Here is a 24,724-nt window from a genome sequence, read left to right as displayed (position 1 = left end):
GTCTACGGGTCCTGATACCATGACAATGCTCGAATCCGCCTCGAACCGTGAAACGGAAGCCCTCCTCCCTGTGATCCGCACCGTCGTCGATCATGACAGGCAGGATCTCTTCGGGCTGATTGCGGTCTGCTATGCCGATTATCCAGGCTGCTTCGTCGATCCGCACGACGACCTTCCGGATCTGCGCGCGCCGAGCCGATCCTATGCTGAGAGCGGCGGTTCCTTCTGGGCCATCGAGGACGAGCGCGGCCGCGTCTGCGCCTGCGTGGCGGTGGATTTTCCCGAAGCGGGAACGGCGGAACTGCACCGGCTCTATGTGCACCCGGACCAGCGCGGACGGGGGCTGGGTTCGCTGCTCGTGCGACAGGCAGAAGGCCATGCCCGCAGCAAGGGCGCGGGCCGCATCGTCCTGTGGTCCGACACGCGCTTCATCACGGCGCACCGGCTCTACAAACGGTTGGGCTATGTGCAGGCCGAAGGACAGCGGCAGCTGGAGGATATTTCGCGGTCGGCGGAGTATCGGTTCGAGAAGAGGCTCTGAGATTTAGCCTTGGTAGGAGATCTAGCACTGTCATTCCGGGGCGGCTGGTAGAGCCGAGCCCGGAATCCATAACCGCTAACACTTCCGAAAGTGGCGCGACGCCAATCGCACTTACTTGAGACGTTGAGTTTATGGATTTCCACGCCTGCGGCGCGGCCCTTCGGGTCGGGCTCCGCTGCGCGGCCCCGGGATGACGCTTCGGCGAGACTTATGGGATCTCATAAACCGAAAACTCGTCGTTGATCCCGCGCAGGGTCGTCTTCTGCAGGGCGGGATGCAGGCCCTGCTTCTCGATGATCCGCGAGGAGCGCGGGTTTTCGACCACGGAGCCCGTCGCGAAGATCGAGCGCGACATCGCGAGGCCCTGGACGCGGGAGGCGATGTTCACCGTCTGGCCGAAATAATCCTGCCGGTCGTTCAGCGTCACGGCGAGGCATGGCCCTTCGTGAATGCCGATCTTGAGCAGCAGGTCCTCGCTTCCGCGCTCCTCGTTGAGGCGGTGCATCGCCTCGCGCATCCGCAGTGCGGCGGAGATCGCATGGTCCGGGGTCGGGAAGGTCGCCATCACCGCATCGCCGATGGTCTTCACCACGGCTCCGGACTCGGAGGCGACGATCTCGTGCAGGACCTGGAAGTGCGACCGCACGAGATCGTAGGCCACGAGGTCGCCGACGCGCTCGTAGAGCTGCGTCGAGCCCTTCAGGTCGGTGAAGAGGAACGTGAGGCTCGTGATCTTCAGCCGCTGGTCGATGTCGAGCGTGTCGGTGCGGTAGAGGTCGCGGAAGGTCTGGTTGGTCAGCAGGCGCTTCGCCGTCAGGAAGGGGCGGCGCCGCTTCAGCATGTGATGCAGCTCGTCGCCTGCGACCCACACCGCGGGCAGGGCGCGCCGGTTCGTGCGGTTCTCGATGGAAATGCGCAAGGGGCCCGGCCGCATGATGAGCGTCTGGTTCTGCGGATGGGTCTCGTTGACCACGAGAGACATGCTCTGGCGCTCGCGGGTGGGCTCGCCCTGCGCGTCGATGAACTGGGCCGCATGGGTAACAGGCTCGAAGACAATCACGAATCCCGCCGGGAGCTGCAGGGACATGATCGCCCTTTCGCCGGGCGGGAGTTCGACGGTATCGAGGATGATCTCGTCGATCATGCGCTCGAAATCCTCGGGCAGGTCGACGCCTGAGCCCCAGAACACCTGGCGGGCATATTCGTGCAGCGGCAGGGTGTCCGGGTCGTGCGCCGCGATCTTGCGCACGCGCGGGCTCACCGTGAACGTGACATCCACCATCTCGTCAAGGGTCGGCTCGTAGCCTGCGGCGCAGAGGGCGCAGGTGTATTCCTCCCGGTTCACCGATTTCAGGCTCATGCCGGTCTCGAGCACGCCGCCGCATCCGGGGCACAGGACATTCCACGACATCTCGAACAGCCCGAGCCTTGAGGCGTGGAGGAAGGCGGCGATCACGCGATCCTCGTCGAAGCCGTGCCTCGCCGCAAAGGCGAGCGTATTGATGCGGTTCAATTCATGATCCGGAGCGTCCTGGATCAGGCGCTCGATGGCGTCGACGAGCTCGGCATCGGCCGATTGCCGGAGAATGGCGAGGAGCTTTCCGTGTTCGTTCATGGTGCAACCTCCTTCGAGGTGCGGACCGGGCCATGGATCATGGCAACGCGAAGCGCCCGCTGGCACGCCTTGCGACGGCGCACCCCGGCTGCATGTCTCAAGGGCGTCAGGATGCGCCCGCAATCCGGCAATGTCAGGGCAGTCGGGGTCAGGCCGGCGGTTTCCCGCTCGAAGGGATCACGCGACGCCGTGCTCCTCCGCGTAGCGATTGGCGACGCGCGTCTGCCAGAGGCACAGGGCGGGCGCCACGGCGAGTTCGATGAACAGGCCGCCGATCATGAAGAACGAGGGCAGCCCGGTCAGCCCGAGGCCGATCAGGCGGCCCAATCCGCCGATGATCACGAGCAGGGTCAGCAGGCGGAAGCGGCCGGTCCTGATCTCGATGGAGGGCAGGGTGCTCCAGAAGCACAACCCGATGCCCAGAAGCAGACCCGACAGGAAGCGGAAATGACTCTCCGCCGAGATGCTCACCGCATCGCCCGTCAGGGCCTGACCGAAAAGGACGCCGTAGAGCCCGGTTGCGACGGGAATGGTCGCCGCGATGGCGACGGCCTGCTGAAGAAGCTTTCGCTCGCGTTCCATGCCGGGCATGTTGTCTCCTATCTGTTGGCCTGCTTGAGAACAGGCGCCGCACCGACGGCGACGGTGACGCCGATTGCCCCCATCACCAGCGAAATGCCGCCGATCACAAGACTCGGACCTTCCGGACCCGAGAACGCACCCACCAACAGCCCGGCCAGCGGCTGCGACAGATTGTTGACGGTGATCATCGCACCGGTCGTCTTGCCGAAATCCTTCTGCGGAATGATCTTCTGGCGCAGGCTCCGGAGATAGATGGTGAACATTCTGTCGAAGCCGAGGACGAGAATGTAGCCTGCGGCATAGATCCCGTAATTGGGACTGATGGCCGTCAGCAGGCCGCCGATGAAGATGGCTGTGTAGCCAATGGCCCCCATTGCCCTCAATGGTATGATGACATGGGCCAGGAACGTCAGGATCGCGATGCTCGCGACGGCGCTGGCCGTCTGCAGAAGCGCGTAGCTCTGCTCGGACTGGCCATGGATGCCCGTCACCATCGCGGCGGACGTGGCGAGCGTCACGCCGAAGACGAAGTTCAGCCCGGCCGACAGCGCGGCGGCCCTTCGCAGTCCGGGCAGATGCCAGATGTGCTTGAGGGCGATGCGGAAAGGATCGACCCAGCTGTCATAGGCCGCCTCCGGCGGGGCGAGTTCGATCTGGCTCGACCGGTGCCACCAGGTGAGCCCGAGATCCGCCAGCAGGAACAGGAACGCCGTGATGCCGACCACGATCTGCCACGCCCACAGGCCGAGCAGGGCGGCTGCCAGGATGGGGCCTATCACCATCCCGAGCTGGTCGCCCAGCTGGGAATAGGACAGGACCTTCTCGAACCGATGACGCCTGAAGATCTGCGGCAGCATCACCTCCCGGGCCAGAAACCCTTGCGTCGAGAGGATACCGCAGATGGCCGAGAGAGCGACCAGCCAGCCGATGCCGCCGATGAGCTCATGGCCGGTGACGCCCACGGCGCAGGTGAGAAGGCGGAAGCGCTGGCTGATGACCAGCAGGGATACCGGGGACCGCCGGTCGCAGAGGATCCCGCAGACGGAAAACAGCAGGTAGCGGGGCAGGGTCTCGATGAAGAAGGCCAGGCCCGACAAAGCGGGGCTCTGCGTCGTCTGGAAAACCACGAGGGGCACCAGGAACAGCAGCATCTGGTCCGCCAGGCGGGCGAAAAAGAGAGAGATGAAGAAGCTGATGTCCCTGGCGCGCACTGGGGTTCCCCGCGATCGACCCGGTGCGGCCGTCTCATGCAATGCTCTGTCATATAATTTGTCCGTGTCCCGCGCCAGATCACAGCTCTTTGACGGGAGGTTCTTTCCTGTTGGAAAAGAGCTGTCTAGGGTTGCGGGCAACAGCATCGCCACAGGGGGCGCCCATGCCGGCACGGTTCGAACTTCACGGAATTGCCTTTTCCGGCCCGACCTTCAAGGTCGGCCTGATGCTGGCCTTGGCGGGGGAGCCGTTCGATTACGTGCACGTGAACATGATGCAGGGCGAGCACAAGCAGCCTCCTCATCTGTCGAAGCAGCGCTATGGGCAGGTGCCCCTGCTCATCGACCGCAACAACGGCCGCCATCTGTGCCAGTCGGCGGCGATCCTCGAATACCTCGCTGACAGCTTAAGCAGATTCGGCGGCGCGACCCTCGAGGAGCGCCTCCAGGCGCGGGAATGGATGTATTGGGATTTCGACCGTCTTGCCTCGCATGTCTATCGCGCCAGGACGATCAGGCTCGGCATCCGCCCGGCCGGACCGGAAGTGCTGGAATTCAGCATGGCCGGGGGCAACGCCGCCCTCAAGGTGCTCGACCAGCATCTTGCCGGCCGCAACTGGATTGTCGGGGAGGGCGCCACCATCGCCGACATCGACGTTTACGGCGTCGTCGCCTACGCCGACGAAGGCGGCTTCGATCTTGGTGCCTATGCCAACCTTCAGGCCTGGGTGGAGCGCTTCGAATCCCTGCCCGGCTTCAAGAGCCGGAAGGATCTGTTGCCGATGGAATCCCGCGCGGCCGCATGAGCAATCTCCTGATCCGCGAAGCGCAGGCCGAAGATCTCGAAGCGATCATCCGCCTCCACGAGGAGGACGAGCTGGGCTCCCACGGCGACCTCTGGTCGCCCGAGACGAAAGCAGCCTACGAAGCCGCCTTCGCCGCCATCCGGCGAAGCCCCGAGAACCGGCTGTTCGTGGCGTTGGACGGCGACGAGGTGATCGGCACGTTCCAGCTTACCTTCATCCCCAATCTCACCGGCCGTGGCGCCCTGCGGGTGAAGGTCGAGAGCGTGAAGGTGAAGGCCGCACGCCGCTCGACCGGCATCGGCGCTAAGATGATGGAATTCGCGGAGGATCATGCGCGCCATCACGGGGCCCGCGCCATGGAGCTCACCTCCAACAAGACCCGCAAGGACGCCCATCGCTTCTACGAGCGCCTCGGCTTTTCGCGCAGTCATGAGGGCTTCAAGAAGAAACTCATCGAATAGCGTATCGTGCGGACCTACTTTTGGGTCCGATGCTCCAGGTGAGCTGCCGCAGCACCTTCAACAGTGACTTATGATTTCCTCGGAGCGACCGAAGACCGGGCTCAAGCTGCTATCCATGAGCCCAAGGGCGAGGGTTCTGCGGGCCCGGCGGACGAGATGTCCCGGGATACGGTCTCGTGGCTGAGTATAGTGCGGAGATTAGGAACGTTTTGTTCGCCTGGGCCTATCGACGGCTTTCCGTCGTCCGCAGGTTCTGAGGCAGATCCATAGAGATTGCATGATCTTTGCCGGAGACAGTCTCGCGTGAGGCTCGCATATAGACCAGGATCGCAGCCAGCATCACCAACAAGCTGCCGCCGAACGGCATGCTGAGAAGGGCTATGGCGGCTCCATGAGGCCAGAGCAGGACGCAGCTGATGAGGCCGCCCATCAAAGCCGCCATCATGTAAAGGATCACCATGCTGCATCTCATCTTAAGGGGTACTTCGGCCGAATCATACCGCACTTCAGGGGAGCGTGAAAGCACCGAGCGGGGACAGGGCGCTCGAGCTGGCCATGCCTCAGGTATCGCATGAAGGAGTGAAGGGAGAGTTGAGATGCTAAAAGACGCTTGCCTGATTTGCCCCTGATGCATCGCCGGGCCCAGCGATGCTATCCACCTAGAGTTGTTTCCACTGACGTGGAATCATCTCTCTTCTTTGGCTTGCCGCATATTTTTACGGCGAACCGGATCCACTTCGCCGAAAAATGCTCTGGGCAGATCCTCTTATCCCTGAGGTCAGGGTGAGGCGGAGTATAAGGGGCACAGCGGCCCGTTCAAGACAGTCCGAGCGATCCCATCGGCCAGTTTTCCGTCTCGATGGGGTGAAGAGAGGGTTCCGCTCGCCTCGACCTCCACGGATTGAGGGTGCCGAAGAATGCAGTCCACAGCCAGGAGCGGCCGATCAAGCCGCGTGTGTAACAGGAAACGGGAGGACCTGCATCGGTTCGGGATGCTTCAAGCCTTGCAAAGCCTCGAGAACCCTCATAGGGGCTGCCGGTGGAACGAAAACCGCTCTTGCCGAGGATGACGCATCGGCCGGATCAAGGGGCGAAATCAGCAGCACTGGCCGGTCGGAGTGATGCTCATGATATTCGTCTGTCAAAATCCATCCGCAGACGAGCCCGGGAAGCGCCACCTTGCTCACAAGCCAGTCAACCTCTTCGGCGAGTTGGCACAGGATCAGTAAAGCGCGCTCTCCGGTGGGTACGGCGATGACATCGAAACCACCTGTTTGAAGCAGCTGAGCGAGGAGCTCGCGGGCGAGCGCATCATCGTCGACGATGAGAACGGTGGTCTTGGGTCGAGAAGCGGAAACCATTCTGGCCTCCCCAGAAGAGGTTCAATTCTCCACCTCCTGTGATTAACAGCGTCTTAATCAAGCATGCTCCTTCGAGGCATCCACCGGAATGGTCCTAGACCCCAGCGGGCCAAGAGCATGGTGAACATTGCTCCAAGGAGAGCGCCCGAGGCCTTTATCAGGCCATCGGAAAGATGGCCGTGGCGGCCTGGAACAGAGTTCTGGGCAAGTTCGAGGGCGCCAGCCATTGCGATCAGCAGCACGAGGATGGAGAGGCGGTGTTTCGGGTAACCCACGCTGAATGCGGTCCCTAGCAGCGCGAAGGCCACAAACCGCTCCACGCTGACCGAGGCTCCGGTGACGGGGCGAAACTCGACAGGGCCGAGGGTAACGACCGCGATGGCGAGGACGAGAAGCCACGCGACCCAGCGGAAGAGGATCTTTGGTGTCATATGGCCTGTTTAGCCGATTGCAGCGCGATTGTGCATGGCTCTTCCGACATCCATCAGCCCCGCCTGAGAGAGGGGCAGGAGGATGATCTCATCCGATTGTCGGCTATGAGCGGTGGGATCGGCACAGGGGCTTCGTGGCGAAGCCGGCCGGCGCACGGCCTGAGCGGTCAGTTGACCGTACGGATCTCATGCCGGGCGGTGCCCGGCGGCCCTTTCCGTATCGTCACGCTCGCGCCCTGAGCGAGCGGATGGGTCCTCAAGACCCGCTCGACGGCATGGTACATGGCCTCCGCGTCCCGGCCGTAGAGATAGATGATCGTGTCGGTCGGTCCGCTCGCCTGACCATCGAGTGCGCCAAGATCGCCAAGGGCCACCTCCAGCTGGTCGGCGAAGCCCGAGAGATCGTATTCCTCGTAGATGGCGGCGGGGAGCGATTGGCCGTCGAGGCGGATGAAGAGGGCCTGCAGGGGCGGGATGGGCTTGCCGCCTGGAGCGGGTTGCCTGCTGATGATGCGCGAGAGCCAGTTCATGGAGATGTCCGATCCGTGCGATGGAGCGAAACGCTCAGGCCTTCACGCCTTCCTTCAGGCGCTTGTTGCACTCGCTCCAGAACTTCGGCCACTTCATATCCTTCGCCGCCTTGCCGCTGGCCTTGGCCTCCTTCCACTCGAGGCTGCACTTGCTCATGCGTTCGCGTGCAGCAGCCTGGGCGGCACTCGTCTCCTTCTTCGCCTTCGTCTCGGCGGCTTGGACGGTGCCGGCCAGGGCGAGGGCCATGGCCACGGCAAGGACGGAGCTTACAGACCGGTTCAGCATCGAATCACCCCAGCAGTCGTTTTTTAACATTATAACCTTTGTGAATCGAAGCCGCGCAACATGCAAGTCCCGAGGGGCAGCCATGCGCGGTTCCTGCCGGATTTTCGTTGCAGGCGTGGGTGTCAGCCTCGATTTTATGTCTTAACGTCCCCGTCACGGACCCGTGTCGTTACCCAAGGAGAGGCTTTCCAAATGGCGGCTTCCGCGCAGAAACCGATCGATCTCTATTACTGGCCGACCCCGAACGGATGGAAGATCACCATCATGCTCGAGGAATGCGGGCTGCCTTATACGATCCACCCCGTGAATATCGGCAAAGGCGATCAGTTCAAGCCCGAGTTCCTGGGCATCTCGCCCAACAACAAGATGCCGGCCATCGTCGACCACGACGGGCCGGGGGGAGAGCCGATCTCCGTGTTCGAATCCGGAGCCATCCTGCAATATCTCGGCCGCAAGACGGGCCGGTTCTACCCGCAGGACGAGCGGCAGCGTGTCGAAGTCGATCAATGGCTGTTCTGGCAGATGGGCGGCTTCGGCCCCATGCTCGGCCAGGCGCACCATTTCCGTATCTACGCGCCGGAAAAGGTCACTTACGCCATCGACCGCTACACCAACGAGACCAACCGACTCTATGGCGTGCTGAACAAGCGCTTTGCGAATCGGGAGTTCGTGGCCGGCGACTATTCCATCGCCGACATGGCCATCGCCCCCTGGGCTAAGCTCTGGGAGCGCCAGGGCCAGAACATCGAGGATTTCCCGCACGTGAAGCGCTGGTTGGCGACGATGCTCGCCCGTCCGGCGGTCCAGCGCGGCATCGCGGTCAGCTCCGAGGACCGCAACAAGACCGACCTGACGGATCCGGCGGTCCAGGCGGTGCTGTTCGGGCAGCGGGCACGGTAGGACACTTCTCGTCATCCCCGAATTTGTTCCGGGGATCCACGCCTTGCCCCTTAAAACATGGATGGCCGGGACAAGCCTGGCCATGACGGGTTCAGGTTGACGGATCTCTCAATTCGCCTTCGTCCAGGTCTGGGAGCGGCAGATCAGCCCGCCGAAGACGCAGCCGGAGAGCTGGAGGGTTTTCGGGCTCATCACCTTGAGCTTGCCCGTATAGGTCTTGCCGTCCTGGGGGTTGTAGAGCTGGCCGCTGTAGCCGTCCCCGTCCTGCTTGAGATCCGAGATCATCTGGACGCCGACGATATTGCGGTCCCGCAGCTTGGGGTCCGCGTTGTTCGTGTCCTTCTGATAGGTGGAGGAGACGATGGTGCCGCAATAGGCGGCTCCGCATTTCGCGATCCTGACACGGGTATCGCCGCTCTGCGTGAGCCAGGTGCCGCTCGGGTCGGTGGACTGGGCGGAGGCGGGAAGGGCGAGCATGACAAGTCCGAAGGCGGCAAGGATGGCTTTTTTCATTTTGGCTTCCTCTCTGTCGGTCTTCAGGGGACCGATCGATGAGAAAAGATTAGGGGAGGCGGTCAAGCTTTCCAAGCGGACATGGGCAAAAGGCGCTTGAGGGCAGGGGGGCACGCCGCTATAAGCGCCGCACTTCACCATTTCCCTTGAATCTTCAAAGTGAGTTGTCATGGCCACCGAGCGCACCTTCTCCATCATCAAGCCCGACGCGACCGAGCGTAACCTCACCGGCGCCATCAATGCCGTCATCGAGAAGGCCGGCCTGCGCATCGTGGCGCAGAAGCGCATCCTCATGAGCCGCCGCGAGGCCGAGACCTTCTACGCCGTCCACAAGGAGCGCCCCTTCTTCGGCGAGCTCGTGGACTTCATGATCTCCGCTCCGGTCGTGGTCCAGGTTCTGGAAGGCGAGAACGCCGTGCTCCGCTACCGCGAGATCATGGGCGCCACCAACCCGGAGAGCGCCGCCGAGGGCACCATCCGCAAGCTCTACGCCAAGTCCATCGGCGAGAACTCGGTCCACGGCTCCGACAGCCAGGACAACGCCAAGATCGAGATCGCCCAGTTCTTCTCAGGCAACGAGATCGTCGGCTAAAAATCCCTCTCCCGGATGGGAGAGGGTGGCTGCGGAAGCAGCCGGGTGAGGGCATGGCTCTTGCCGTTCAGTCGCTACGATGGCCGGGTTTGTCCCGGCCATACGCATTTGTGGGTACAGTCGAGAGAGCTGGCCCAGGGGCCTTCCCTCACCCCAGCCCTCTCCCAAACGGGAGAGGGAGACAGTGCCTTTTCATTTTCCGCCCTTTCCCTCATCATGCGCCCGCCATGAACCAAGCTACCCGCATCGAACGCCGCGCCTCCGTCTGCCCGCACGATTGCCCCTCCGTCTGCTCCCTCGAGGTGGAGGTGATCGACGGCCGCACCATCGGGCGGGTCCATGGGGCGAAGAGCAACAGCTACACGGCCGGCGTGATCTGCGCCAAGGTCGCCCGCTATGCGGAGCGCATCCACAACCCGGACCGGCTGCTCTATCCGATGAGGCGCACGGGCCCGAACGGCTCAGGGTCCTTCGAGCGCATCTCCTGGGACGAGGCCCTCGACATCGTGGCCCGGAAATTCCTGGAGGCGGAGCGGGACTTCGGGTCGGAATCCGTCTGGCCCTATTACTATGCCGGCACCATGGGCTACGTGATGCGCGACGGCATCAACCGCCTGCGCCACGTGAAGAAATATTCGGGCCAGTACTCCACCATCTGCACGGCCATGAGCTGGACCGGCTATGTGGCCGGCACCGGGCATCTCAGGGGTGCGGATCCGCGCGAGATGGCGGTCTCCGACTGCATCGTGATCTGGGGCACGAACGCGGTTCACACCCAGGTCAACGTGATGACCCACGCGATGAAGGCCCGCAAGGAGCGCGGCGCCAAGATCGTCGCCATCGACATCTACGACAATGCCACCATGAAGCAGGCCGACATGGCGCTGCTCGTACGCCCCGGCACCGACGGCGCGCTTGCCTGCGCGGTGATGCACGTGCTGTTCCGCGACGGCTATGCCGACTGGGAGTATCTGGAGCGCTACACCGACCATCCGCATGAGCTGGAAGAGCATCTGCGCACCCGCGACCCGGCCTGGGCGTCCGCCATCACCGGCCTTGCGGTGGAGGAGATCGAGGCCTTCGCCAAACTCGTGGGCTCGACCAAGCGCACCTACTTCCGCCTCGGCTTCGGCTTCGGGCGCCAGCGCAACGGCGTGGTCAACATGCATGCCGCCCTGTCGATCCCGGCCGTCACCGGCGCTTGGCGATATGAGGGCGGCGGGGCGCTTCACTCGAACAGCGGCATCTATCGCTGGAACAAGGCCCTGATCGAGGGGCACGACGCCATCGATCCGTCGATCCGCATCCTCGACCAGTCCCAGATCGGCCGTGTCCTCACCGGAGACACCGAGGCGCTCTACAACGGGCCGCCGGTGAAGGCGATGCTGATCCAGAACACCAATCCGGTCTCCGTGGCGCCGGAGCAGGAGCTGGTGAAGCAGGGATTTGCCCGCGAGGATCTGTTCGTCTGCGTGCACGAGCAGTTCATGACCGAGACGGCGCTCATGGCCGACATCGTGCTGCCCGCGACCATGTTCGTGGAGCACGACGACCTCTATTCCGGCGGCGGCCACCAGCATTTCCAGGTCGGGCCGAAGCTCATCGAGCCGCCGGGCGAGTGCCGATCGAACCACGAGGTGTTCCGCGGCCTCGCGCAACGTCTCGGTGCTGAGCATCGCGGGTTCATGATGGAGCCGCGCGAGATCATCGACTGGACGCTCCAGAATTCCGGCTGGGGCACGCTGGAGAACCTGGAGGCCCACGTCCATGTCGATGCGCAGCCGCCCTTCGAGGAGGCGCATTTCCTGAACGGATTCGCCTATCCGGACGGCAAGTTCCGCTTCAGGCCCGACTGGGCCAAGGTTCCGTCCTCGAATAATGGCCCGATGGGTCCCTGGGCGAGCATGCCGGCCTTGCCCGATCATTGGGGGGTGATCGAGGCGGCCACCGAGGAGCACCCGTTCCGGCTTGCCACGAGCCCGGCCCGCAACTTCCTCAATTCCAGCTTCACCGAGACGCCGACCTCCCTCGACAAGGAGCGTCGCCCGGAGGTGATGATCCATCCGCTCGATGCCGAACGGCAGGGCATCGCCGAGGGCGACTGGGTGAAGCTGAAGAACCATCGCGGCGAGGTGTATCTTCGCGCCAAGCTGTTCGACGGCGTGCGGCGCGGCGTTCTCATCGCCGAGGGCATCTGGCCCAATGCGGCCCATCCCTTCGGGCGCGGCATCAACACGCTCACCGGCGGCGATCAGGTGGCGCCCTATGGCGGCGCCGCCTTCCACGACAATCGCGTGGCGCTGGAGAAAGCCGATCTCGACCCGGCCCTGGAGCCCCCGGTCGCGCGCAAGCAGCATCGGCCTGAGGCGCTTGTTGGCTGAATCGGAGACCAGAAAAGTCTGGTTCGTGAGGACGTGGCAGGTGTTTCCCTCCCCCTTGCGGGGAGGGATTAAGGGTGGGGGGCGCAAAGTCAGAGCGCTGCGCTCGACCATCCGTCAAAGCTTGTTCTACCGCGTCATCCCCGGACTTGTTCCGGGGATCCACGCCTTTGATGCGCTGCGGTTCTTAAGACGTGTATAGCCGGGACAAGCCCGGCTATGACGGAGACGGCTCACCAAGCTGCACCACCCCCAACCCCTGCCCCTCCCCGCAAGGGGGAGGGGAAAGGCAGCGCATGGCTTTATGAGCCATCCTCTCAGGATAAGGCTGAGCCAGGGACCTCTGAAGACGGCTTCAGTCAGAGCTTCTTAAGCCTATCTCCAGCTCCCCCTTGATCCTGTACGGCCAAGCCTATTCTTAAAGCCGAACGTGATTTCACCCCTGGGGAGCTGACCATGATCTCGATCGCCCGTGCGCTGCTTGTTGCAGCCGCCGCGTCCCTGAGCGCGACGGCCGCCTATGCGGCCGCCTCCAACATGCCGACCCAATACCAGCCTGATCCGGCCCTGAAGACCGAAAGCATGAGCCAGCTGCGTGCGCGGGTGAGCCAGGCTTGCTCGGTCACGCAGGCGAAGCTTCAGAGCGGCGTCAGCGAGGCATCCCTGAACCGCAGCTGTGACTGCTATGCCGGCCGCACGATGCGCTCCTTGAGCACCGATGAACTCCAGGCATACCGGGACACGGGCGTGTTCAACGAGACCGCCCGTGCAAAAGCTCTCACGGCCCTCGACGCCTGCAAGCTGCCGCGGCCGCAGATTTAAGACCATCCGGGGAGTGCTGGTGGGGCCCGGCCGTTTTGTCGCTTTCGGTCCGATGCTCTAGATTGTCCGCCATGCGCGTATCGGTCAGCCTCGCCCGCTTCTCGGCCATCGTCCTTGCCGCTTTCGCCGCGTGTGCCGTTCCGATGCCGGGAGCCTCGACGCTCCAGGCGCAGGAAACGCGCCTCGACACCGAGGCGCAGTTCCGGGACTGGCTCGTGCAGACGGTCTGGCCGGATGCGCAGAAACAGGGCGTCTCCCGGGAGACGTTCGAGCGCAATCTGTCGGCGATCAGGCTCGACTGGGATCTGCCCGAGCTTCAGCCGCCCGGCCGGCCGGCTGCGTCCGACGATCAGCGGCAGGCCGAGTTCCAGCGTCCAGGCCGCTATTTCGCCGAGGCTCAGCTCGCCTCCCTGGCAAAGAGCGGACGCGACCTCCTGGGGCGCTGGGCCTCCGCCCTCGACGGCATCGAGAAGCGTTACGGCGTGAAGCGGGAAATCGTCGTTGCGATCTGGGGAAGGGAATCGCATTTCGGCCGCGTCGCGCCGCAGCTCCAGGCTCTGCGGGTTCTGGCCACGCAGGCCTTCATGGGGCGCCGACGCGCGCTGTACTACCCGGAGCTTCTGGCGGCTCTGGTGATCCTCGAGGAGGATCATTTTTCCGGCAAGACCCTGCTGTCGTCCTGGGCCGGCGCCATGGGGCAGCCGCAGCTTCTCCCTTCGAAATTCCTGCGCTACGCGGTCGATGCCGATGCGGACGGGCGGCGGGATGTCTGGAACTCGGTGCCCGACAGCCTGGCATCGATTGCGAATTATCTGCGCGAGCACGGATGGAAGCCGGATGCGCCCTGGGGCTTCGAGGTGAGCCTGCCGCAGGCTGTCTCCTGCACCCTCGAAGGTCCGCGACAGGGCAAGCCGATGCAGGAGTGGCTGGGGCTCGGCCTAAGGCCCGCCGGCGGCGCCTTGCCCCGGTGGAACAGCAATGCGACCGCCTTCCTGGTGATGCCCGCAGGTCGCCTGGGACCGGCTTTCCTGGTGTCCGAGAACTTCTATGTTCTCAAGCAGTACAACGAGTCCGATCTGTATGCGCTCTTCATCGGCCACCTCGCCGATCGCATGGGCGGTGCCCCGGCATTCATGGGGCGGTGGCAACCGATCGATGCCTTGCGGCGTGGCGATATCCAGGCCATGCAGGAGCGGCTGAAGGGCCAGGGCTACGATGTCGGAAAGGTGGACGGCCTGATCGGCTTTGCCACGCGCACGGCCATCGGCCAATGGCAGAGCAAGAGCCGGAGCGGCGAGACCTGTTTCCCCGATGCGGCGCTTGTCCAGGCACTTCGCTAAAGCATCGTATCAACCCTTGAGGCAGCGCATCGTGTGGACGCAGGTTTGACCGCCTCCGAGACTACGATGCAGAAAGGCCGGGATCGCTCCGGCCTTTCCATGGAACGTACGAGAGGCTTTGCGTCCGCAGCTATCCGGTCAGCAGGTCGATCACGCGCATGATGGCCACCGTGGTGCCGGTATTCTTGCTGCGCTCAGGCATGTTCTTGGCGCAGGACCACACGTCGCCTTTCTTGTAGAGGGTGTCGCCGGATCCGGTGTCCACGGTCAGCTCGCCCTCCAGCATGTGGCAGACCATGTCATTGCCCATACTCGCACCGCTGGTGCTTGCGCCCGGCTGATAGATGTTGTCGCGCATCGAGACAGTCTTGTAGTTCGGGATCATCGTCTCACGCTTGGAGTAGTCCACGCGACGAACGCCCGGCGCGATTTCCCGGCCTTCCGGCGAGCCGGAGGTTTGAGCGGCAGCGGGTACAGCTGGAAGAACAACAGACGCTGCGGCAATGGTGAGCAAGGTCTGGCGACGGTTAAGCGATTCCATGGCTTCCTCCCGTCAAAGAGGCCACCCCAGCACCTGAGATTCCACGCCTGTTCCGAACGCGTGTCAATCGGCTCGTATGGATATCTCGCTTTGCTGCATCATCCAGGCGAATGCAGCGCGCCGCTTGCGTCCCACCTGCGTGAAAACACGACCCGCCCATTCTCCAGGCGCGCCGTCCCGTCGCAGATCATGCGCAAAGCCTGCGGGTAGAGCCGGTGCTCCTGCACGACGACGCGGGCGGCGAGACTCTCCTGCGTGTCGCCCGGCACCACCGGCACGGCGGCCTGGGAGATGATCGGGCCGGCATCGAGCTCGGGCACCACGAAATGCACCGTGCAGCCATGCACCAGCACCCCGTCCTCCAGAGCGCGACGATGAGTCTGCGTTCCGCGATAGAGGGGCAGGAGGGAGGGATGGATATTAATCATCCTGCCCGACCAGCGTTCCACGAACCCATCGGTGAGCACCCGCATGAAGCCGGCGAGGCAGATGAAGGCGATGTCGTGCTCGCCCAGCGCGGCATCGAGCGCCCGATCGAAGCTCTCTCGGTCGGGAAAGGCCTTATGGTCGATGGCGAGCGCCGCGATGCCAGCCGCCTTCGCCCGCTCCAGACCTGCCGCATCGGGGCGGTTCGAGAGAACGAGCGCGATCTCGGCAGGGAAATCCGGCGCACGGGCGGCCTCGATCAGCGAGGCCATGTTCGAGCCGCGGCCCGAGATCAGAATGGCGACGCGGCGGCGGGTCATCAGAGCTTCAAGGCGCCCGAGGTCTGAACGCGGTCGCCGCCGGCATGGGCAATCGTCTCGCCGATGCGCACCGGGTTCTCGCCCGCTTTGAGCAAGCGCTCCATCACGGTCTCGGCCTTGTCGGCGCTCGCGACCACAATCATGCCGATGCCGCAGTTGAAGGTGCGCAGCATTTCCGCCTCGGCCACGCCGCCGGTCCGGCTGAGCCAACCGAAGACGGGCGGAACGGCGATCGCGCCGAGATCGAGGCGCACGCCGACGCCGTCGGGCAGCACGCGCGGAATGTTGTCGGGAAAGCCCCCGCCGGTGATGTGGCAGAGCGCGTTGATACCGGACCCGCCCTTCAGCACCTCCAGCAGGGCCTTCACGTAGATCCGGGTCGGCTCCAGCAGGGCCTGGGCGAGGGTTTGTCCTTGAGCGAAGGGAGCGGGCGCATCCCAGGCGAGGCCGGAATGCTCGACGATCCGGCGCACCAGGGAGAAGCCGTTGGAATGGACGCCGGAGGAGGGCAGGCCGATCAGCACGTCGCCGACGCCGACATCCTTCGGCAGCAGGGTGCCGCGCTCGGCGGCGCCGACCGCGAAGCCCGCGAGGTCGTAGTCACCCTTGGCGTAAAGCCCCGGCATCTCCGCCGTCTCGCCGCCGATGAGCGCGCAGCCCGCCTGGAGGCAGCCCTCGGCGATGCCCTTGACGATATGGACGCCGACCTCGGGGGAAAGCTTTCCGGTGGCGAAATAGTCGAGGAAGAACAGGGGCTCGGCGCCCTGCACGATGATGTCGTTCACGCACATGGCCACGAGGTCAATGCCGATGGTGTTGTGAATGCCGGTGTCGATGGCGATCTTCACCTTGGTGCCGACCCCATCATTGGCCGCCACCAGGATCGGGTCCCTGAGGCCCGCGGCCTTGAGGTCGAAGAGCCCGCCGAAGCCGCCGATCTCCGCATCCGCGCCGGGCCGGCGCGTCGAGCGCACCAGGGGCTTGATCTGGTCGACCATGGCATTGCCCGCGTCGATATCGACGCCCGCTTGGGCATAGGTCAGGCCGTTCGTCTGCTTCTCGGGCTTCTCGGTCGTCATGGCTCACCCCGTGTTGGGTGGGCAGTAAGGCGGGAGGGGGCGGGAGGCAAGGGGATTTGAGCAATGGTAGCAGATTCGGCGGGTGTCATCCCCGGCGAGCCGCAGGCGAGGGAAGGGGATCCATGGCGCCGAGTGTGCGGGTGGATTCCCTTTCCCTTCGCTGACGCTCCAGCCGGGAATGACACCCTCCACGTCATCACCGGCCTTGGGCCGGTGATCCCGATGCGGTGAGGCGAGGCGCTTTTCAGCATCGGGATGGCCGGGACAGGCCCGGCCATGACGTCGGAGAATGAGAAGCCCCCGTTATCCCCACCCTCATGCCGCAAACATTGAACTCCGCCCCTCGAGCGTCCATCATCGCCCGGATGACCATTCCGAACATCATCACCATCGGCCGCCTCATCATCGTGCCCATCGTGATCCTCATGATCATGCAGCAGCGGTGGGTCGCGGCCTTCATCCTGTTCGTGGTGGCGGGGGTCTCGGACGCGGTCGACGGGTTCATTGCCCGCCGGTTCGACATGAGGAGCGAGTTCGGGGCCTATATCGACCCCATCGCCGACAAGGCGCTCCTGGTCTCGATCTATGTGACGCTGGCCATCGTGGGGGCGATCCCGGGTTGGCTCGCCATCGTGGTCGTGTCCCGGGACGTGATGATCGTGACGGCGGTGCTCCTGTCCTGGGTCATGAGCCGCCCGGTCGAAATTAAGCCGCTCCTTGTCAGCAAACTCAACACTGGCGCGCAGATCGCGTTCGCAGCCTTCGCCCTCGCCGCCAACGCCTTCGGCGCCGAGCTGGCGGGGCTGGAGGATGTTGCGATGCTATTGGTCGCTGCCTTGACCGTAGCCTCCGCCGGTGCCTATCTCGGGGGCTGGCTGCGGCACATGGGGGGCTGAGAGCCGAAAAGGTTTGGAGTATCGATGACGGTCCAACGGCAGATCGGGTTCTGGATTGCGGCGCTGGTCGTCGCGGTGCTGCTGCTGTTCGTGCTGCGCGGCATCCTGCTGCCGTTCGTGGCGGGTTTCGCGCTCGCCTATCTGCTCGATCCCCTGGCCGACCGGCTGCAGAAGGTCGGCATCGGACGCTTGGGAGCGAGCCTGCTCATCCTCATCCTGTTCGTCCTGGTCTTCATCATCGCCCTCATGATCCTGGTGCCCTTCGCGGCGCAGCAGGTCGGGGCCTTCGTGGAAAGGCTGCCCGGCTACGTGGTCAGATTGCAAGAGCTCGGGGCCGAGCAGCTGGGTCCGTTGATCCGCAAGCTCGGCATCGAGGAGGTGCTCCCATCGACCCCGCCCTCCGTCGGCAACCTCATCAGCCAGGGCATCGCCTGGATGACCACCTTCCTGCAGGGCCTGTGGTCCGGCGGGCAGGCCCTGATCGGCATCTTCTCCCTGCTGGTGGTGACCCCGGTGGTGGCCTTCTACATGCTCGTCGACTGGGACCGCATGGTCAGGACCGTGGATTCCTGGATGCCGATGCGCCACCGGGACACGATCCGCACCATCGCCCGCGACATCGACCGGGCGATTGCCGGCTTCGTCCGCGGGCAGGCCCTCGTCTGCCTGATCCTCGGCACCTTCTATGCGGTGAGTCTGACCCTCATCGGGCTCAATTTCGGCGCCCTGATCGGCATGACGGCGGGCATCCTGAGCTTCATTCCCTATGTGGGCTCGCTCACCGGCCTCATCCTCTCGGTCGGCGTCGCCATCGTGCAGTTCTGGCCGGACTGGGCCATGATCGCCGCCACGCTCGGCATCTTCATCTTTGGCCAGTTCGTGGAAGGCAACATCCTGTCGCCGAAGCTCGTCGGCGAGTCCGTCGGCCTCCATCCGGTCTGGCTCATGTTCGCGCTGGTCGCCTTCGGCGCGCTGTTCGGCTTCGTCGGCCTGCTGCTCGCGGTGCCGCTCGCCGCCGCCATCGGCGTCATCGCCCGTTTTGCCCTGCGCCAATACCTGGCGAGCCCGCTGTATCGGGGCGGCGAAACGGTGATCCTCAAACCTCGGGTCGAGGCCGACCGGAAAGCCGATCTCGATGCGTGAGGCGCCCAAGCAGCTAGCCTTCGACCTTCCCCTCGATCCGCGCTTCGGGGCCGAGGATTTTCTCGTCAGCCCCTCCAACGAGCAGGCCTACGGGCTCATTGAAAGCTGGCCGGACTGGCCGGACACGATTCTCGTGCTGATCGGCCCCTCCGGCAGCGGCAAGAGCCATCTCGCCTCCATCTGGGCGACGAACGCCCATGCTTGGACCATCGATGCCACCGGGATCACCCATGACAAGGTCCCGCACCTCGTCTCGAACGGGGCGCTCGCCATCGAGGATATGGATCGGGGCGAGCGCGACGAGGCGGCCCTGTTCCATCTCCTGAACCTGGCGCGGGAGAAAAAGGCTTCGCTCCTCATCACCTGCGAGACGCCTCCGGACCGCTGGTCGTTGAAAACCCCCGATCTCCTCTCCCGCCTGCGGCTCGCGCCGAGCGTCGCGCTGGAGCCGCCGGACGATGCGCTCCTCAAGGCGGTTCTGGTGAAGCTGTTCGTCGACAGGCAACTCGTGGTCGATACCTCCGTTGTCGACTATATTGCTTTGCGGATCGAGCGTTCGCTCGCCAAGGCCTCCGAAATCGTGTCTCTCCTCGACCGGGAAGCCCTGAGCCGAGGCCGTCGCGTGTCGCGGGCGATCGCGGCGGAGATCCTTGGTGCCGCGCAGGAAACGGAAGAGAACGAGTGAAGCCCGAGACCAACGCCCTGTTGCCCACCCGTCGTGAAACCGTCACGAAGCCCAGAGCAAAACGGACGCCGAAGACGGAAGCGGCGGAGAACGAGGTGCGCAGCGCGTTTGCCCTGAAAGAGGTGGAGACCGTCAGCGAGGCTCCCCTGCCGAAGGCCCCGCCGGATATCGAACTCGACGGCGCCGTTCTGCGGCAGTTCCCCCAGCGCTTCATCAACCGCGAGCTGTCCTGGCTGCAGTTCAACCGGCGGGTGCTGGAAGAAGCCTCCAACAGCCATCACCCGCTTCTGGAGCAGCTGCGCTTCCTGTCGATCTCGGCCGAGAACCTGGACGAGTTCTTCATGGTCCGTGTTGCGGGCCTGCGCGGACAGGTCCGCTCCGGCGTGGCGACCACCTCGCAGGACGGGCTCTCGCCGCAGGAGCAACTCGCGAAGATTTCGGCAGAGGTCTCGCATCTCGCCTCCGACCAGCAGCGGCGCTGGCGCGAATTGCGGGACATGCTCCTGGAGGAGGGCATCATCCTCGTCGAGGGGGCGGGCCTGACGAAGGCCGAGGCCTCCTGGCTCGAGGATTATTTCCTCAACCATGTCTTCCCCGTGCTCACCCCGCTCGCCATCGATCCGGCGCATCCGTTCCCGTTCATCCCGAATCTCGGTTCCTCCATCGCCCTGAAGCTGGTGCGTCAGAGCGATGGGAAGGTGCTGAACGCGTTGATCCGCCTGCCGTCGCGGGCCGATCGCTTCATCCGCTTGCCGGATTTTGCCGAGACCGGCGCTACCCGGTTCATCGCCCTGGAGCAGATGATCGTGCTCTTCACGAGCAGGTTGTTCCCCGGTTACGACGTGCAGGGGCAGGGCGCCTTCCGGGTGATCCGCGATTCCGATATCGAAGTGGAGGAGGAGGCTGAGGATCTGGTGCGCCTGTTCGAGACGGCGCTCAAGCAGCGCCGCCGCGGCAGCGTGATCCGCCTCGAGGCCGAGGCCGCCATGCCGGAGGATCTGCGTCTCTTCGTGGCCGAAGAATCCGAGGTTTCGAGTGACGAGGTCTTCGTCGTCGAGGGCATGATGGGCCTGCGCGACCTGTCGCAGCTCGTGGCGCTCGAACGGCCGGATCTCAAGTTCAAACCCTACAACCCACGCTTCCCCGAGCGCATCCGCGAGCACAGCGGCGATTGCTTCGCGGCGATCCGCGAGAAGGACATCATCGTCCACCACCCCTACGAATCCTTCGACGCGGTGGTGCAGTTCCTGCGTCAGGCCGCGCGCGATCCGAACGTGGTGGCGATCAAGCAGACGCTCTACCGCACCTCGTCGGACTCGCCCATCGTCGCGGCGCTGGCCGAAGCTGCGGAGGCCGGCAAGTCCGTCACCGCGCTGGTCGAGCTGAAGGCCCGCTTCGACGAGGAGGCCAACATCCGCTGGGCGCGCGACCTGGAGCGCGCCGGCGCTCAGGTCGTGTTCGGCTTCATCGAGCTGAAGACCCACGCCAAGCTGTCCATGGTGGTGCGCCGCGAAGGCAGCCAGCTCATCACCTATTGCCATGTGGGCACGGGCAACTACCACCCGATCACGGCGCGCATCTACACGGACCTGTCCTACTTTTCCGCCGATCCGGTGATCGGGCGCGACGTGTCGCGCATCTTCAATTTCGTCACCGGCTATGCGGAGCCGGCCGAACTCGAGCGCATGGCGGTGTCGCCGCTCACCTTGAGAAAGCGGCTGCTCCAGCACATCGAGGAGGAGGTGGCGCACGTGAAGGCGGGACGTCCCGGCGCGATCTGGGGCAAGTGCAACTCGCTCGTCGATCCCGACATCATCGATGCGCTCTACGATGCGTCTGCTGCGGGCGTGCAGATCGATCTCATCGTGCGCGGCATCTGCTGCCTCAGGCCCGGCATCAAGGGCCTGTCGGAGAACATCCGGGTCAAGTCCATCGTCGGGCGCTTCCTGGAGCACACGCGCATCTATGCCTTCGGCAACGGGCAGGGCCTGCCCAACCCGAAGGCGCACGTGTACATCTCGTCGGCCGATCTCATGTCGCGCAACCTCGACCGGCGCGTGGAGGCGCTCATGCCGATCCTCAATCCCACGGTCCACCAGCAGGTGCTCGATCAGATCATGCTCGCCAACCTCCTCGACAACGAACAGAGCTGGACCGTCCTGCCCGACGGCACGAGCCAACGGGTGGCGCTGGCCAAGGGCGAGGAACCATTCAACGCTCACAAGTATTTCATGACGAACCCAAGTCTGTCGGGCCGTGGCAAATCCCTCAAGACCTCAAGCCCCAAGGCGCTCGCCAAGCGCGGGCAGCGCTAGCATGCCGGCCCCCAGCTTCGAAGCGCCGGGACGGCTCAAGCTCGGGCGTCCGGTCGCGATCATCGACATCGGCTCGAACTCGGTGCGCCTCGTGGCCTATGAGGGTCTCTCGCGCGCCGTCACGCCGATCTACAACGAGAAGGTCCTGTGCGGCCTCGGCCGTCACGTGGCCACCACAGGCCGACTCGACGAGGAGGCCGTGGACCGGGCGCTTCGGGCGCTGGCCCGGTTCCGGGTCCTCTGCAACACGATGAACGTGTCGGATACCTTCGTGCTCGCCACCGCCGCCGCGCGCGACGCGTCCAACGGGCCTGCCTTCCTGGAGGCGGCCGAGAAGGCCTGCGGCCAGTCGATCAGCCTGCTTTCCGGAGCCGAGGAGGCGCGGGCCTCCGCGCTCGGCGTCATCGCAGGCTTTCACTCTCCCGACGGCATCGTCGGCGACATGGGCGGCGGCAGCCTGGAACTGGTGGACGTGCACGGCGCGCAGGTGGGGCAGGGCATCACCATGCCGCTCGGCGGCCTCGCCCTGCTGGACGTGAGCGGCGGCTCGCTGAAGAAGGCTCAGAGGATCGTGCGCGAAGCCCTTGGGCGCGCTCCGGAATATCTCGAAAACCTTCATGGCCGCACCTTCTACGCGGTCGGCGGCACATGGCGCGCACTCGCCAAGCTGCATCAGGCGGCGCACGATTATCCGCTGCACGTCATGCACGGCTACATCCTCGATCCCGAGGACGGCCTCGACTTCCTGCACCTCGTGGAGGAGGCGGATTCGAAGACCCTCAAAGATATCGAGAGCGTGTCCGAGGCGCGCCGCCCGCTGCTCGCCTACGGCGCCATGGTGCTGGAGGAGATCATCCGCCTCGGCGAGCCGAAGGAGGTGGCGATCTCCGCCTTCGGTGTGCGCGAAGGCGTGCTCTTCGACAAGCTCGACGCCGAGACCCGCGAGCGCGATCCGCTCATCGCCGCCGCCAGCGACCTCAACCTTCTGCGCTCCCGCTCGCCGCGCCACGGCGAGGAGCTGTGCGCCTGGACGGAAGCCTTCATCCGGAGCCTGGGGCTGCCCGAGACCGATGAGGATACCCGTCTGCGCCGCGCGGCCTGCCTGCTCGCCGATATCGGCTGGCGCGCCCATCCCGATTACCGGGGCGAGCAGAGCCTCAACCTCATCGCCTATGGCGCCTTCGCCGGGCTCGACCATCCAGGCCGCGCCTATCTCGCCCTGTCGATCTTCTTCCGGCACGAGGGCCTGTCGCCCGACAAGGTGAGTTCGCGCATCAAGTCGCTCGCCGGTCCGCGGCTCATGGAGCGCGCCCGCCTGCTCGCGGCGCTCATGCGTGTCGCCTATCCGGTCTCCGTCGCCATGGAGGGCGTTTTGCCCCAGGCGCCGCTCCGCGCCCGCGGCGGCCAGGTGGTGCTGCAATTGCCGGAAGCCATGGAGCCGCTCGCCAACGAGCGTCTCAACGGGCGCGTCCGGGCGCTCGGCAGGCTCCTCAACATGGAGCCGGTGATCGAGATCGTCTGATCTCCTGCCAAGGTCGAGGCCCTCGCCTGCGCTCACGCGACCGTGAAACGAGGATTTACAGAATGGAGGGCTTCGGTACTTTGTCGGCCAATTGACAGGCAGCCTTAGAGTTGTTTCCACTGACGTGGAATCATCTCTCTTGTTTGCCTTGCCGCATATTTTGACGGCGAACCGGATCCACTTCGCCGAAATATGCTCTAGCCTTGGGACAAAGATGGAATTGATCGACCTGAGCGCCGTTCGAAATGCGGAGCGGTCCAGCGAGCCTTACGACTATGTTCTAGCCTCGAGCCTCCTGAAGCAGGACAAGATCGACGACCTGCGGCGCGATTTTCCCGATATCAGCAAGCCGGGCTACCTGACGGTCGACGAGGTCAAGCTTCACGGACGCTTCAAGCGGCTCATCGAGGAGCTCGAAGGCCCCGAGCTGACGGAGGAACTGTCCAAGAAGTTCGGCCTGGACCTTCACCAGTATCCGCGCCTGACCACCATCATGAAGAAGTCGCAGCCGAAATACGGTTCCATCCACACGGACGGCCCGTCCAAGGTCATGACCATGCTGGTCTACATGAACGACGAGTGGCAGCAGGACGAAGGTGGCCGCCTGCGCGTTCTCTACGACGAGAAGAACTACGACCGCTACAAGCTCGAAGTGCCGCCCACCATGGGCACGATGTTCGCCTTCCTGCGCTCCGACAATTCCTGGCACGGCCATCTGCCCTTCTCCGGCGAGCGCCGGGTGGTGCAGATCGCCTGGGTGAAGAGCCAGGCCGACGTGGACCGCAAGAAGAAGCACAACAAGATGGCCCAGTTCTTCAAGGGCATCTTCGGGCGGTAAGCGCCTCTCTCTCTCTCTCTCTCTTGCCGTCATGACCGCCGGTCGACGGATCCTGTCGCGCCAATCAAGATCCTCATTTCGAGGATTTGTTGGTGATGCGGCCGGCGCCTTTTGGCGCCGGCTCTTTGTATTGTTGGCTCTGCTCTGTCCTGGTATCTACAGGGGGAACATCTGGAAGTGGGCGGCGGAGAGGGCGGTGCCGGCTTTCAGCTGCGCGAACTGGATCTGCGCCACATTGCCGGTGCTGCCGCCGGTGCCGTCCGCATCGTAGAACAAGGCCCCCGTGGCCTGGTTGTACACGATCCGGTGCTCCCAGCTCGTGGCCGCACTGCCCACCGTGAATGCGCCGCTCTTGAGCACCTGCCGCCCCATCGGTGTTCCGTTGACTATGTCGATCACCGTCGTCGCCGGCAAGCTCCCGAACACGTTGGTGGCCAGCGCGATCCGGTCGCCCTCCGCCGCGTTGAAATCGAGGATCTGGTCGACGTTGAGCGCGCCCGGCGTCCCCAGCGTCCCCTCGAACCGGAACACGTCCGCCCCCGCGCGCCCCTCGAGCCAGTCCGAGCCGTCGCCGCCCGAGAGCGTGTCGG

General features: G+C 64.5%; 26 protein-coding genes and 1 pseudogene. 14 read left to right on the top strand and 13 right to left on the bottom strand.

The window, feature by feature from the left end; genetic code table 11:
- Nucleotides 1-25 precede the first annotated feature (25 nt).
- Entirely contained in the window at nt 26-541 is a 516-nt protein-coding gene (locus tag ILT44_RS08190) for a GNAT family N-acetyltransferase (protein ID WP_204239091.1), read from the top strand.
- Nucleotides 542-749: 208 nt separating this feature from the next.
- On the opposite strand, the gene ILT44_RS08185 is transcribed toward ILT44_RS08190, so the two are convergent.
- From ILT44_RS08185 to ILT44_RS08175, 3 genes are all read right to left on the bottom strand, one after another.
- Nucleotides 750-2,156: an adenylate/guanylate cyclase domain-containing protein gene (locus tag ILT44_RS08185; RefSeq protein WP_204239090.1), complete on the bottom strand. Its 1,407-nt coding sequence runs from the start codon at nt 2,154-2,156 to the stop codon at nt 750-752.
- Between the two features lie 177 nt (nt 2,157-2,333).
- Nucleotides 2,334-2,738: a DUF4345 domain-containing protein gene (locus tag ILT44_RS08180; protein WP_239468011.1), complete on the bottom strand. Its 405-nt coding sequence runs from the start codon at nt 2,736-2,738 to the stop codon at nt 2,334-2,336.
- 17 nt (nt 2,739-2,755) lie between these two features.
- On the bottom strand, nt 2,756-3,949 hold the full coding sequence (locus ILT44_RS08175) for an MFS transporter (RefSeq protein ID WP_204239088.1): 1,194 nt from the start codon (nt 3,947-3,949) through the stop codon (nt 2,756-2,758).
- Nucleotides 3,950-4,113: 164 nt separating this feature from the next.
- Here ILT44_RS08175 and ILT44_RS08170 point away from each other — a divergent pair, with 164 nt between their 5' ends.
- Both ILT44_RS08170 and ILT44_RS08165 read left to right on the top strand, forming a co-directional pair.
- Nucleotides 4,114-4,755, top strand: coding sequence for a glutathione S-transferase family protein (locus tag ILT44_RS08170; protein ID WP_204239087.1), 642 nt, complete (start codon nt 4,114-4,116; stop codon nt 4,753-4,755).
- A complete protein-coding gene (locus ILT44_RS08165; protein WP_204239086.1) occupies nt 4,752-5,216 on the top strand; it encodes a GNAT family N-acetyltransferase in 465 nt (154 codons plus the stop codon). Before ILT44_RS08170 ends, ILT44_RS08165 begins: the two co-directional genes overlap by 4 nt.
- A gap of 223 nt (nt 5,217-5,439) precedes the next feature.
- Here the strand turns inward: ILT44_RS08165 and ILT44_RS08160 are convergent, their stop codons facing one another.
- The 5 genes from ILT44_RS08160 to ILT44_RS08140 form a co-directional block, all read right to left on the bottom strand.
- Nucleotides 5,440-5,676, bottom strand: coding sequence for a hypothetical protein (locus tag ILT44_RS08160; protein ID WP_204239085.1), 237 nt, complete (start codon nt 5,674-5,676; stop codon nt 5,440-5,442).
- 484 nt (nt 5,677-6,160) lie between these two features.
- On the bottom strand, nt 6,161-6,577 hold the full coding sequence (locus tag ILT44_RS08155) for a response regulator (RefSeq protein ID WP_204239084.1): 417 nt from the start codon (nt 6,575-6,577) through the stop codon (nt 6,161-6,163).
- Nucleotides 6,578-6,630: 53 nt separating this feature from the next.
- On the bottom strand, nt 6,631-7,008 hold the full coding sequence (locus ILT44_RS08150) for a VanZ family protein (RefSeq protein ID WP_204239083.1): 378 nt from the start codon (nt 7,006-7,008) through the stop codon (nt 6,631-6,633).
- A gap of 167 nt (nt 7,009-7,175) precedes the next feature.
- Nucleotides 7,176-7,538, bottom strand: coding sequence for a hypothetical protein (locus ILT44_RS08145; RefSeq protein WP_204239082.1), 363 nt, complete (start codon nt 7,536-7,538; stop codon nt 7,176-7,178).
- A 34-nt stretch (nt 7,539-7,572) separates the two neighbouring features.
- Entirely contained in the window at nt 7,573-7,824 is a 252-nt protein-coding gene (locus ILT44_RS08140) for a hypothetical protein (protein WP_204239081.1), read from the bottom strand.
- A 192-nt stretch (nt 7,825-8,016) separates the two neighbouring features.
- Here ILT44_RS08140 and ILT44_RS08135 point away from each other — a divergent pair, with 192 nt between their 5' ends.
- Nucleotides 8,017-8,724 carry a glutathione S-transferase N-terminal domain-containing protein gene (locus ILT44_RS08135; protein ID WP_204239080.1) on the top strand — a complete coding sequence of 236 codons (708 nt, stop codon included), beginning with the start codon at nt 8,017-8,019 and terminating at the stop codon, nt 8,722-8,724.
- A 108-nt stretch (nt 8,725-8,832) separates the two neighbouring features.
- On the opposite strand, the gene ILT44_RS08130 is transcribed toward ILT44_RS08135, so the two are convergent.
- A complete protein-coding gene (locus ILT44_RS08130) occupies nt 8,833-9,237 on the bottom strand; it encodes a DUF2147 domain-containing protein (protein ID WP_204239079.1) in 405 nt (134 codons plus the stop codon).
- 169 nt (nt 9,238-9,406) lie between these two features.
- On the opposite strand from ILT44_RS08130, the gene ndk reads away from it, so the two are divergent.
- The 4 genes from ndk to ILT44_RS08110 all read left to right on the top strand — a co-directional run bounded on the left by ndk (nt 9,407) and on the right by ILT44_RS08110 (nt 14,369).
- Nucleotides 9,407-9,829 (top strand): nucleoside-diphosphate kinase, encoded by a 423-nt coding sequence (ndk, locus tag ILT44_RS08125; RefSeq protein WP_199048305.1) that lies wholly within the window; start codon nt 9,407-9,409, stop codon nt 9,827-9,829.
- A gap of 227 nt (nt 9,830-10,056) precedes the next feature.
- Entirely contained in the window at nt 10,057-12,210 is a 2,154-nt protein-coding gene (locus ILT44_RS08120; protein WP_204239078.1) for a molybdopterin-containing oxidoreductase family protein, read from the top strand.
- 453 nt (nt 12,211-12,663) lie between these two features.
- On the top strand, nt 12,664-13,029 hold the full coding sequence (locus ILT44_RS08115; RefSeq protein ID WP_204239077.1) for a hypothetical protein: 366 nt from the start codon (nt 12,664-12,666) through the stop codon (nt 13,027-13,029).
- Between the two features lie 71 nt (nt 13,030-13,100).
- Entirely contained in the window at nt 13,101-14,369 is a 1,269-nt protein-coding gene (locus ILT44_RS08110) for a lytic murein transglycosylase (RefSeq protein ID WP_204239076.1), read from the top strand.
- A gap of 130 nt (nt 14,370-14,499) precedes the next feature.
- Here the strand turns inward: ILT44_RS08110 and ILT44_RS08105 are convergent, their stop codons facing one another.
- The 3 genes from ILT44_RS08105 to purM all read right to left on the bottom strand — a co-directional run bounded on the left by ILT44_RS08105 (nt 14,500) and on the right by purM (nt 16,735).
- Nucleotides 14,500-14,910, bottom strand: a complete 411-nt coding sequence (locus ILT44_RS08105; protein ID WP_204239075.1) for a cupin domain-containing protein — start codon at nt 14,908-14,910, stop codon at nt 14,500-14,502.
- Nucleotides 14,911-15,008: 98 nt separating this feature from the next.
- Nucleotides 15,009-15,656 (bottom strand): phosphoribosylglycinamide formyltransferase, encoded by a 648-nt coding sequence (gene purN / locus ILT44_RS08100; protein ID WP_204239074.1) that lies wholly within the window; start codon nt 15,654-15,656, stop codon nt 15,009-15,011.
- Complete coding sequence (gene purM / locus ILT44_RS08095; protein ID WP_204239073.1) at nt 15,656-16,735, bottom strand: phosphoribosylformylglycinamidine cyclo-ligase; 1,080 nt, start codon at nt 16,733-16,735, stop codon at nt 15,656-15,658. The genes purN and purM overlap by 1 nt, the downstream gene beginning before the upstream one ends.
- A gap of 365 nt (nt 16,736-17,100) precedes the next feature.
- On the opposite strand from purM, the gene ILT44_RS08090 reads away from it, so the two are divergent.
- From ILT44_RS08090 to ILT44_RS08065, 6 genes are all read left to right on the top strand, one after another.
- Entirely contained in the window at nt 17,101-17,631 is a 531-nt protein-coding gene (locus ILT44_RS08090; protein ID WP_204239072.1) for a CDP-alcohol phosphatidyltransferase family protein, read from the top strand.
- Nucleotides 17,632-17,655: 24 nt separating this feature from the next.
- On the top strand, nt 17,656-18,774 hold the full coding sequence (locus ILT44_RS08085) for an AI-2E family transporter (protein WP_204239071.1): 1,119 nt from the start codon (nt 17,656-17,658) through the stop codon (nt 18,772-18,774).
- Complete coding sequence (locus ILT44_RS08080) at nt 18,767-19,459, top strand: P-loop NTPase family protein (RefSeq protein ID WP_204239070.1); 693 nt, start codon at nt 18,767-18,769, stop codon at nt 19,457-19,459. The genes ILT44_RS08085 and ILT44_RS08080 overlap by 8 nt, the downstream gene beginning before the upstream one ends.
- 146 nt (nt 19,460-19,605) lie before the next feature.
- On the top strand, nt 19,606-21,774 hold the full coding sequence (locus tag ILT44_RS08075) for an RNA degradosome polyphosphate kinase (protein WP_239468009.1): 2,169 nt from the start codon (nt 19,606-19,608) through the stop codon (nt 21,772-21,774).
- Between the two features lies 1 nt (nt 21,775).
- Entirely contained in the window at nt 21,776-23,296 is a 1,521-nt protein-coding gene (gene ppx / locus ILT44_RS08070; RefSeq protein WP_204239068.1) for an exopolyphosphatase, read from the top strand.
- A 214-nt stretch (nt 23,297-23,510) separates the two neighbouring features.
- On the top strand, nt 23,511-24,134 hold the full coding sequence (locus ILT44_RS08065) for a 2OG-Fe(II) oxygenase (protein WP_204239067.1): 624 nt from the start codon (nt 23,511-23,513) through the stop codon (nt 24,132-24,134).
- 156 nt (nt 24,135-24,290) lie between these two features.
- Here the strand turns inward: ILT44_RS08065 and ILT44_RS08060 are convergent.
- A pseudogene (locus ILT44_RS08060) lies at nt 24,291-24,724 on the bottom strand (calcium-binding protein); the annotation flags it as partial.

The organism is Microvirga arvi (assembly GCF_016892765.1).
Lineage (GTDB): Bacteria > Pseudomonadota > Alphaproteobacteria > Rhizobiales > Beijerinckiaceae > Microvirga > Microvirga arvi.
This window is presented reverse-complemented; position numbering and strand designations above follow the sequence as displayed.

Bases quoted from the DNA above. Each gene is read 5' to 3' on its own strand.
- ILT44_RS08150 (WP_204239083.1), bottom strand. From the start codon at position 7,008: ATGACACCAAAGATCCTCTTCCGCTGGGTCGCGTGGCTTCTCGTCCTC.
- ILT44_RS08145 (WP_204239082.1), bottom strand. From the start codon at position 7,538: ATGAACTGGCTCTCGCGCATCATCAGCAGGCAACCCGCTCCAGGCGGC.
- ILT44_RS08080 (WP_204239070.1), top strand. From the start codon at position 18,767: ATGCGTGAGGCGCCCAAGCAGCTAGCCTTCGACCTTCCCCTCGATCCG.
- ILT44_RS08115 (WP_204239077.1), top strand. From the start codon at position 12,664: ATGATCTCGATCGCCCGTGCGCTGCTTGTTGCAGCCGCCGCGTCCCTG.
- purN (WP_204239074.1), bottom strand. From the start codon at position 15,656: ATGACCCGCCGCCGCGTCGCCATTCTGATCTCGGGCCGCGGCTCGAAC.
- ILT44_RS08155 (WP_204239084.1), bottom strand. From the start codon at position 6,577: ATGGTTTCCGCTTCTCGACCCAAGACCACCGTTCTCATCGTCGACGAT.
- ILT44_RS08085 (WP_204239071.1), top strand. From the start codon at position 17,656: ATGACGGTCCAACGGCAGATCGGGTTCTGGATTGCGGCGCTGGTCGTC.
- ILT44_RS08135 (WP_204239080.1), top strand. From the start codon at position 8,017: ATGGCGGCTTCCGCGCAGAAACCGATCGATCTCTATTACTGGCCGACC.
- ILT44_RS08105 (WP_204239075.1), bottom strand. From the start codon at position 14,910: ATGGAATCGCTTAACCGTCGCCAGACCTTGCTCACCATTGCCGCAGCG.
- ILT44_RS08110 (WP_204239076.1), top strand. From the start codon at position 13,101: ATGCGCGTATCGGTCAGCCTCGCCCGCTTCTCGGCCATCGTCCTTGCC.
- ILT44_RS08160 (WP_204239085.1), bottom strand. From the start codon at position 5,676: ATGGTGATCCTTTACATGATGGCGGCTTTGATGGGCGGCCTCATCAGC.
- ILT44_RS08130 (WP_204239079.1), bottom strand. From the start codon at position 9,237: ATGAAAAAAGCCATCCTTGCCGCCTTCGGACTTGTCATGCTCGCCCTT.
- ILT44_RS08090 (WP_204239072.1), top strand. From the start codon at position 17,101: ATGACCATTCCGAACATCATCACCATCGGCCGCCTCATCATCGTGCCC.
- ILT44_RS08140 (WP_204239081.1), bottom strand. From the start codon at position 7,824: ATGCTGAACCGGTCTGTAAGCTCCGTCCTTGCCGTGGCCATGGCCCTC.
- purM (WP_204239073.1), bottom strand. From the start codon at position 16,735: ATGACGACCGAGAAGCCCGAGAAGCAGACGAACGGCCTGACCTATGCC.
- ILT44_RS08185 (WP_204239090.1), bottom strand. From the start codon at position 2,156: ATGAACGAACACGGAAAGCTCCTCGCCATTCTCCGGCAATCGGCCGAT.
- ppx (WP_204239068.1), top strand. From the start codon at position 21,776: ATGCCGGCCCCCAGCTTCGAAGCGCCGGGACGGCTCAAGCTCGGGCGT.
- ILT44_RS08190 (WP_204239091.1), top strand. From the start codon at position 26: ATGCTCGAATCCGCCTCGAACCGTGAAACGGAAGCCCTCCTCCCTGTG.
- ndk (WP_199048305.1), top strand. From the start codon at position 9,407: ATGGCCACCGAGCGCACCTTCTCCATCATCAAGCCCGACGCGACCGAG.
- ILT44_RS08165 (WP_204239086.1), top strand. From the start codon at position 4,752: ATGAGCAATCTCCTGATCCGCGAAGCGCAGGCCGAAGATCTCGAAGCG.
- ILT44_RS08180 (WP_239468011.1), bottom strand. From the start codon at position 2,738: ATGGAACGCGAGCGAAAGCTTCTTCAGCAGGCCGTCGCCATCGCGGCG.
- ILT44_RS08170 (WP_204239087.1), top strand. From the start codon at position 4,114: ATGCCGGCACGGTTCGAACTTCACGGAATTGCCTTTTCCGGCCCGACC.
- ILT44_RS08120 (WP_204239078.1), top strand. From the start codon at position 10,057: ATGAACCAAGCTACCCGCATCGAACGCCGCGCCTCCGTCTGCCCGCAC.
- ILT44_RS08065 (WP_204239067.1), top strand. From the start codon at position 23,511: ATGGAATTGATCGACCTGAGCGCCGTTCGAAATGCGGAGCGGTCCAGC.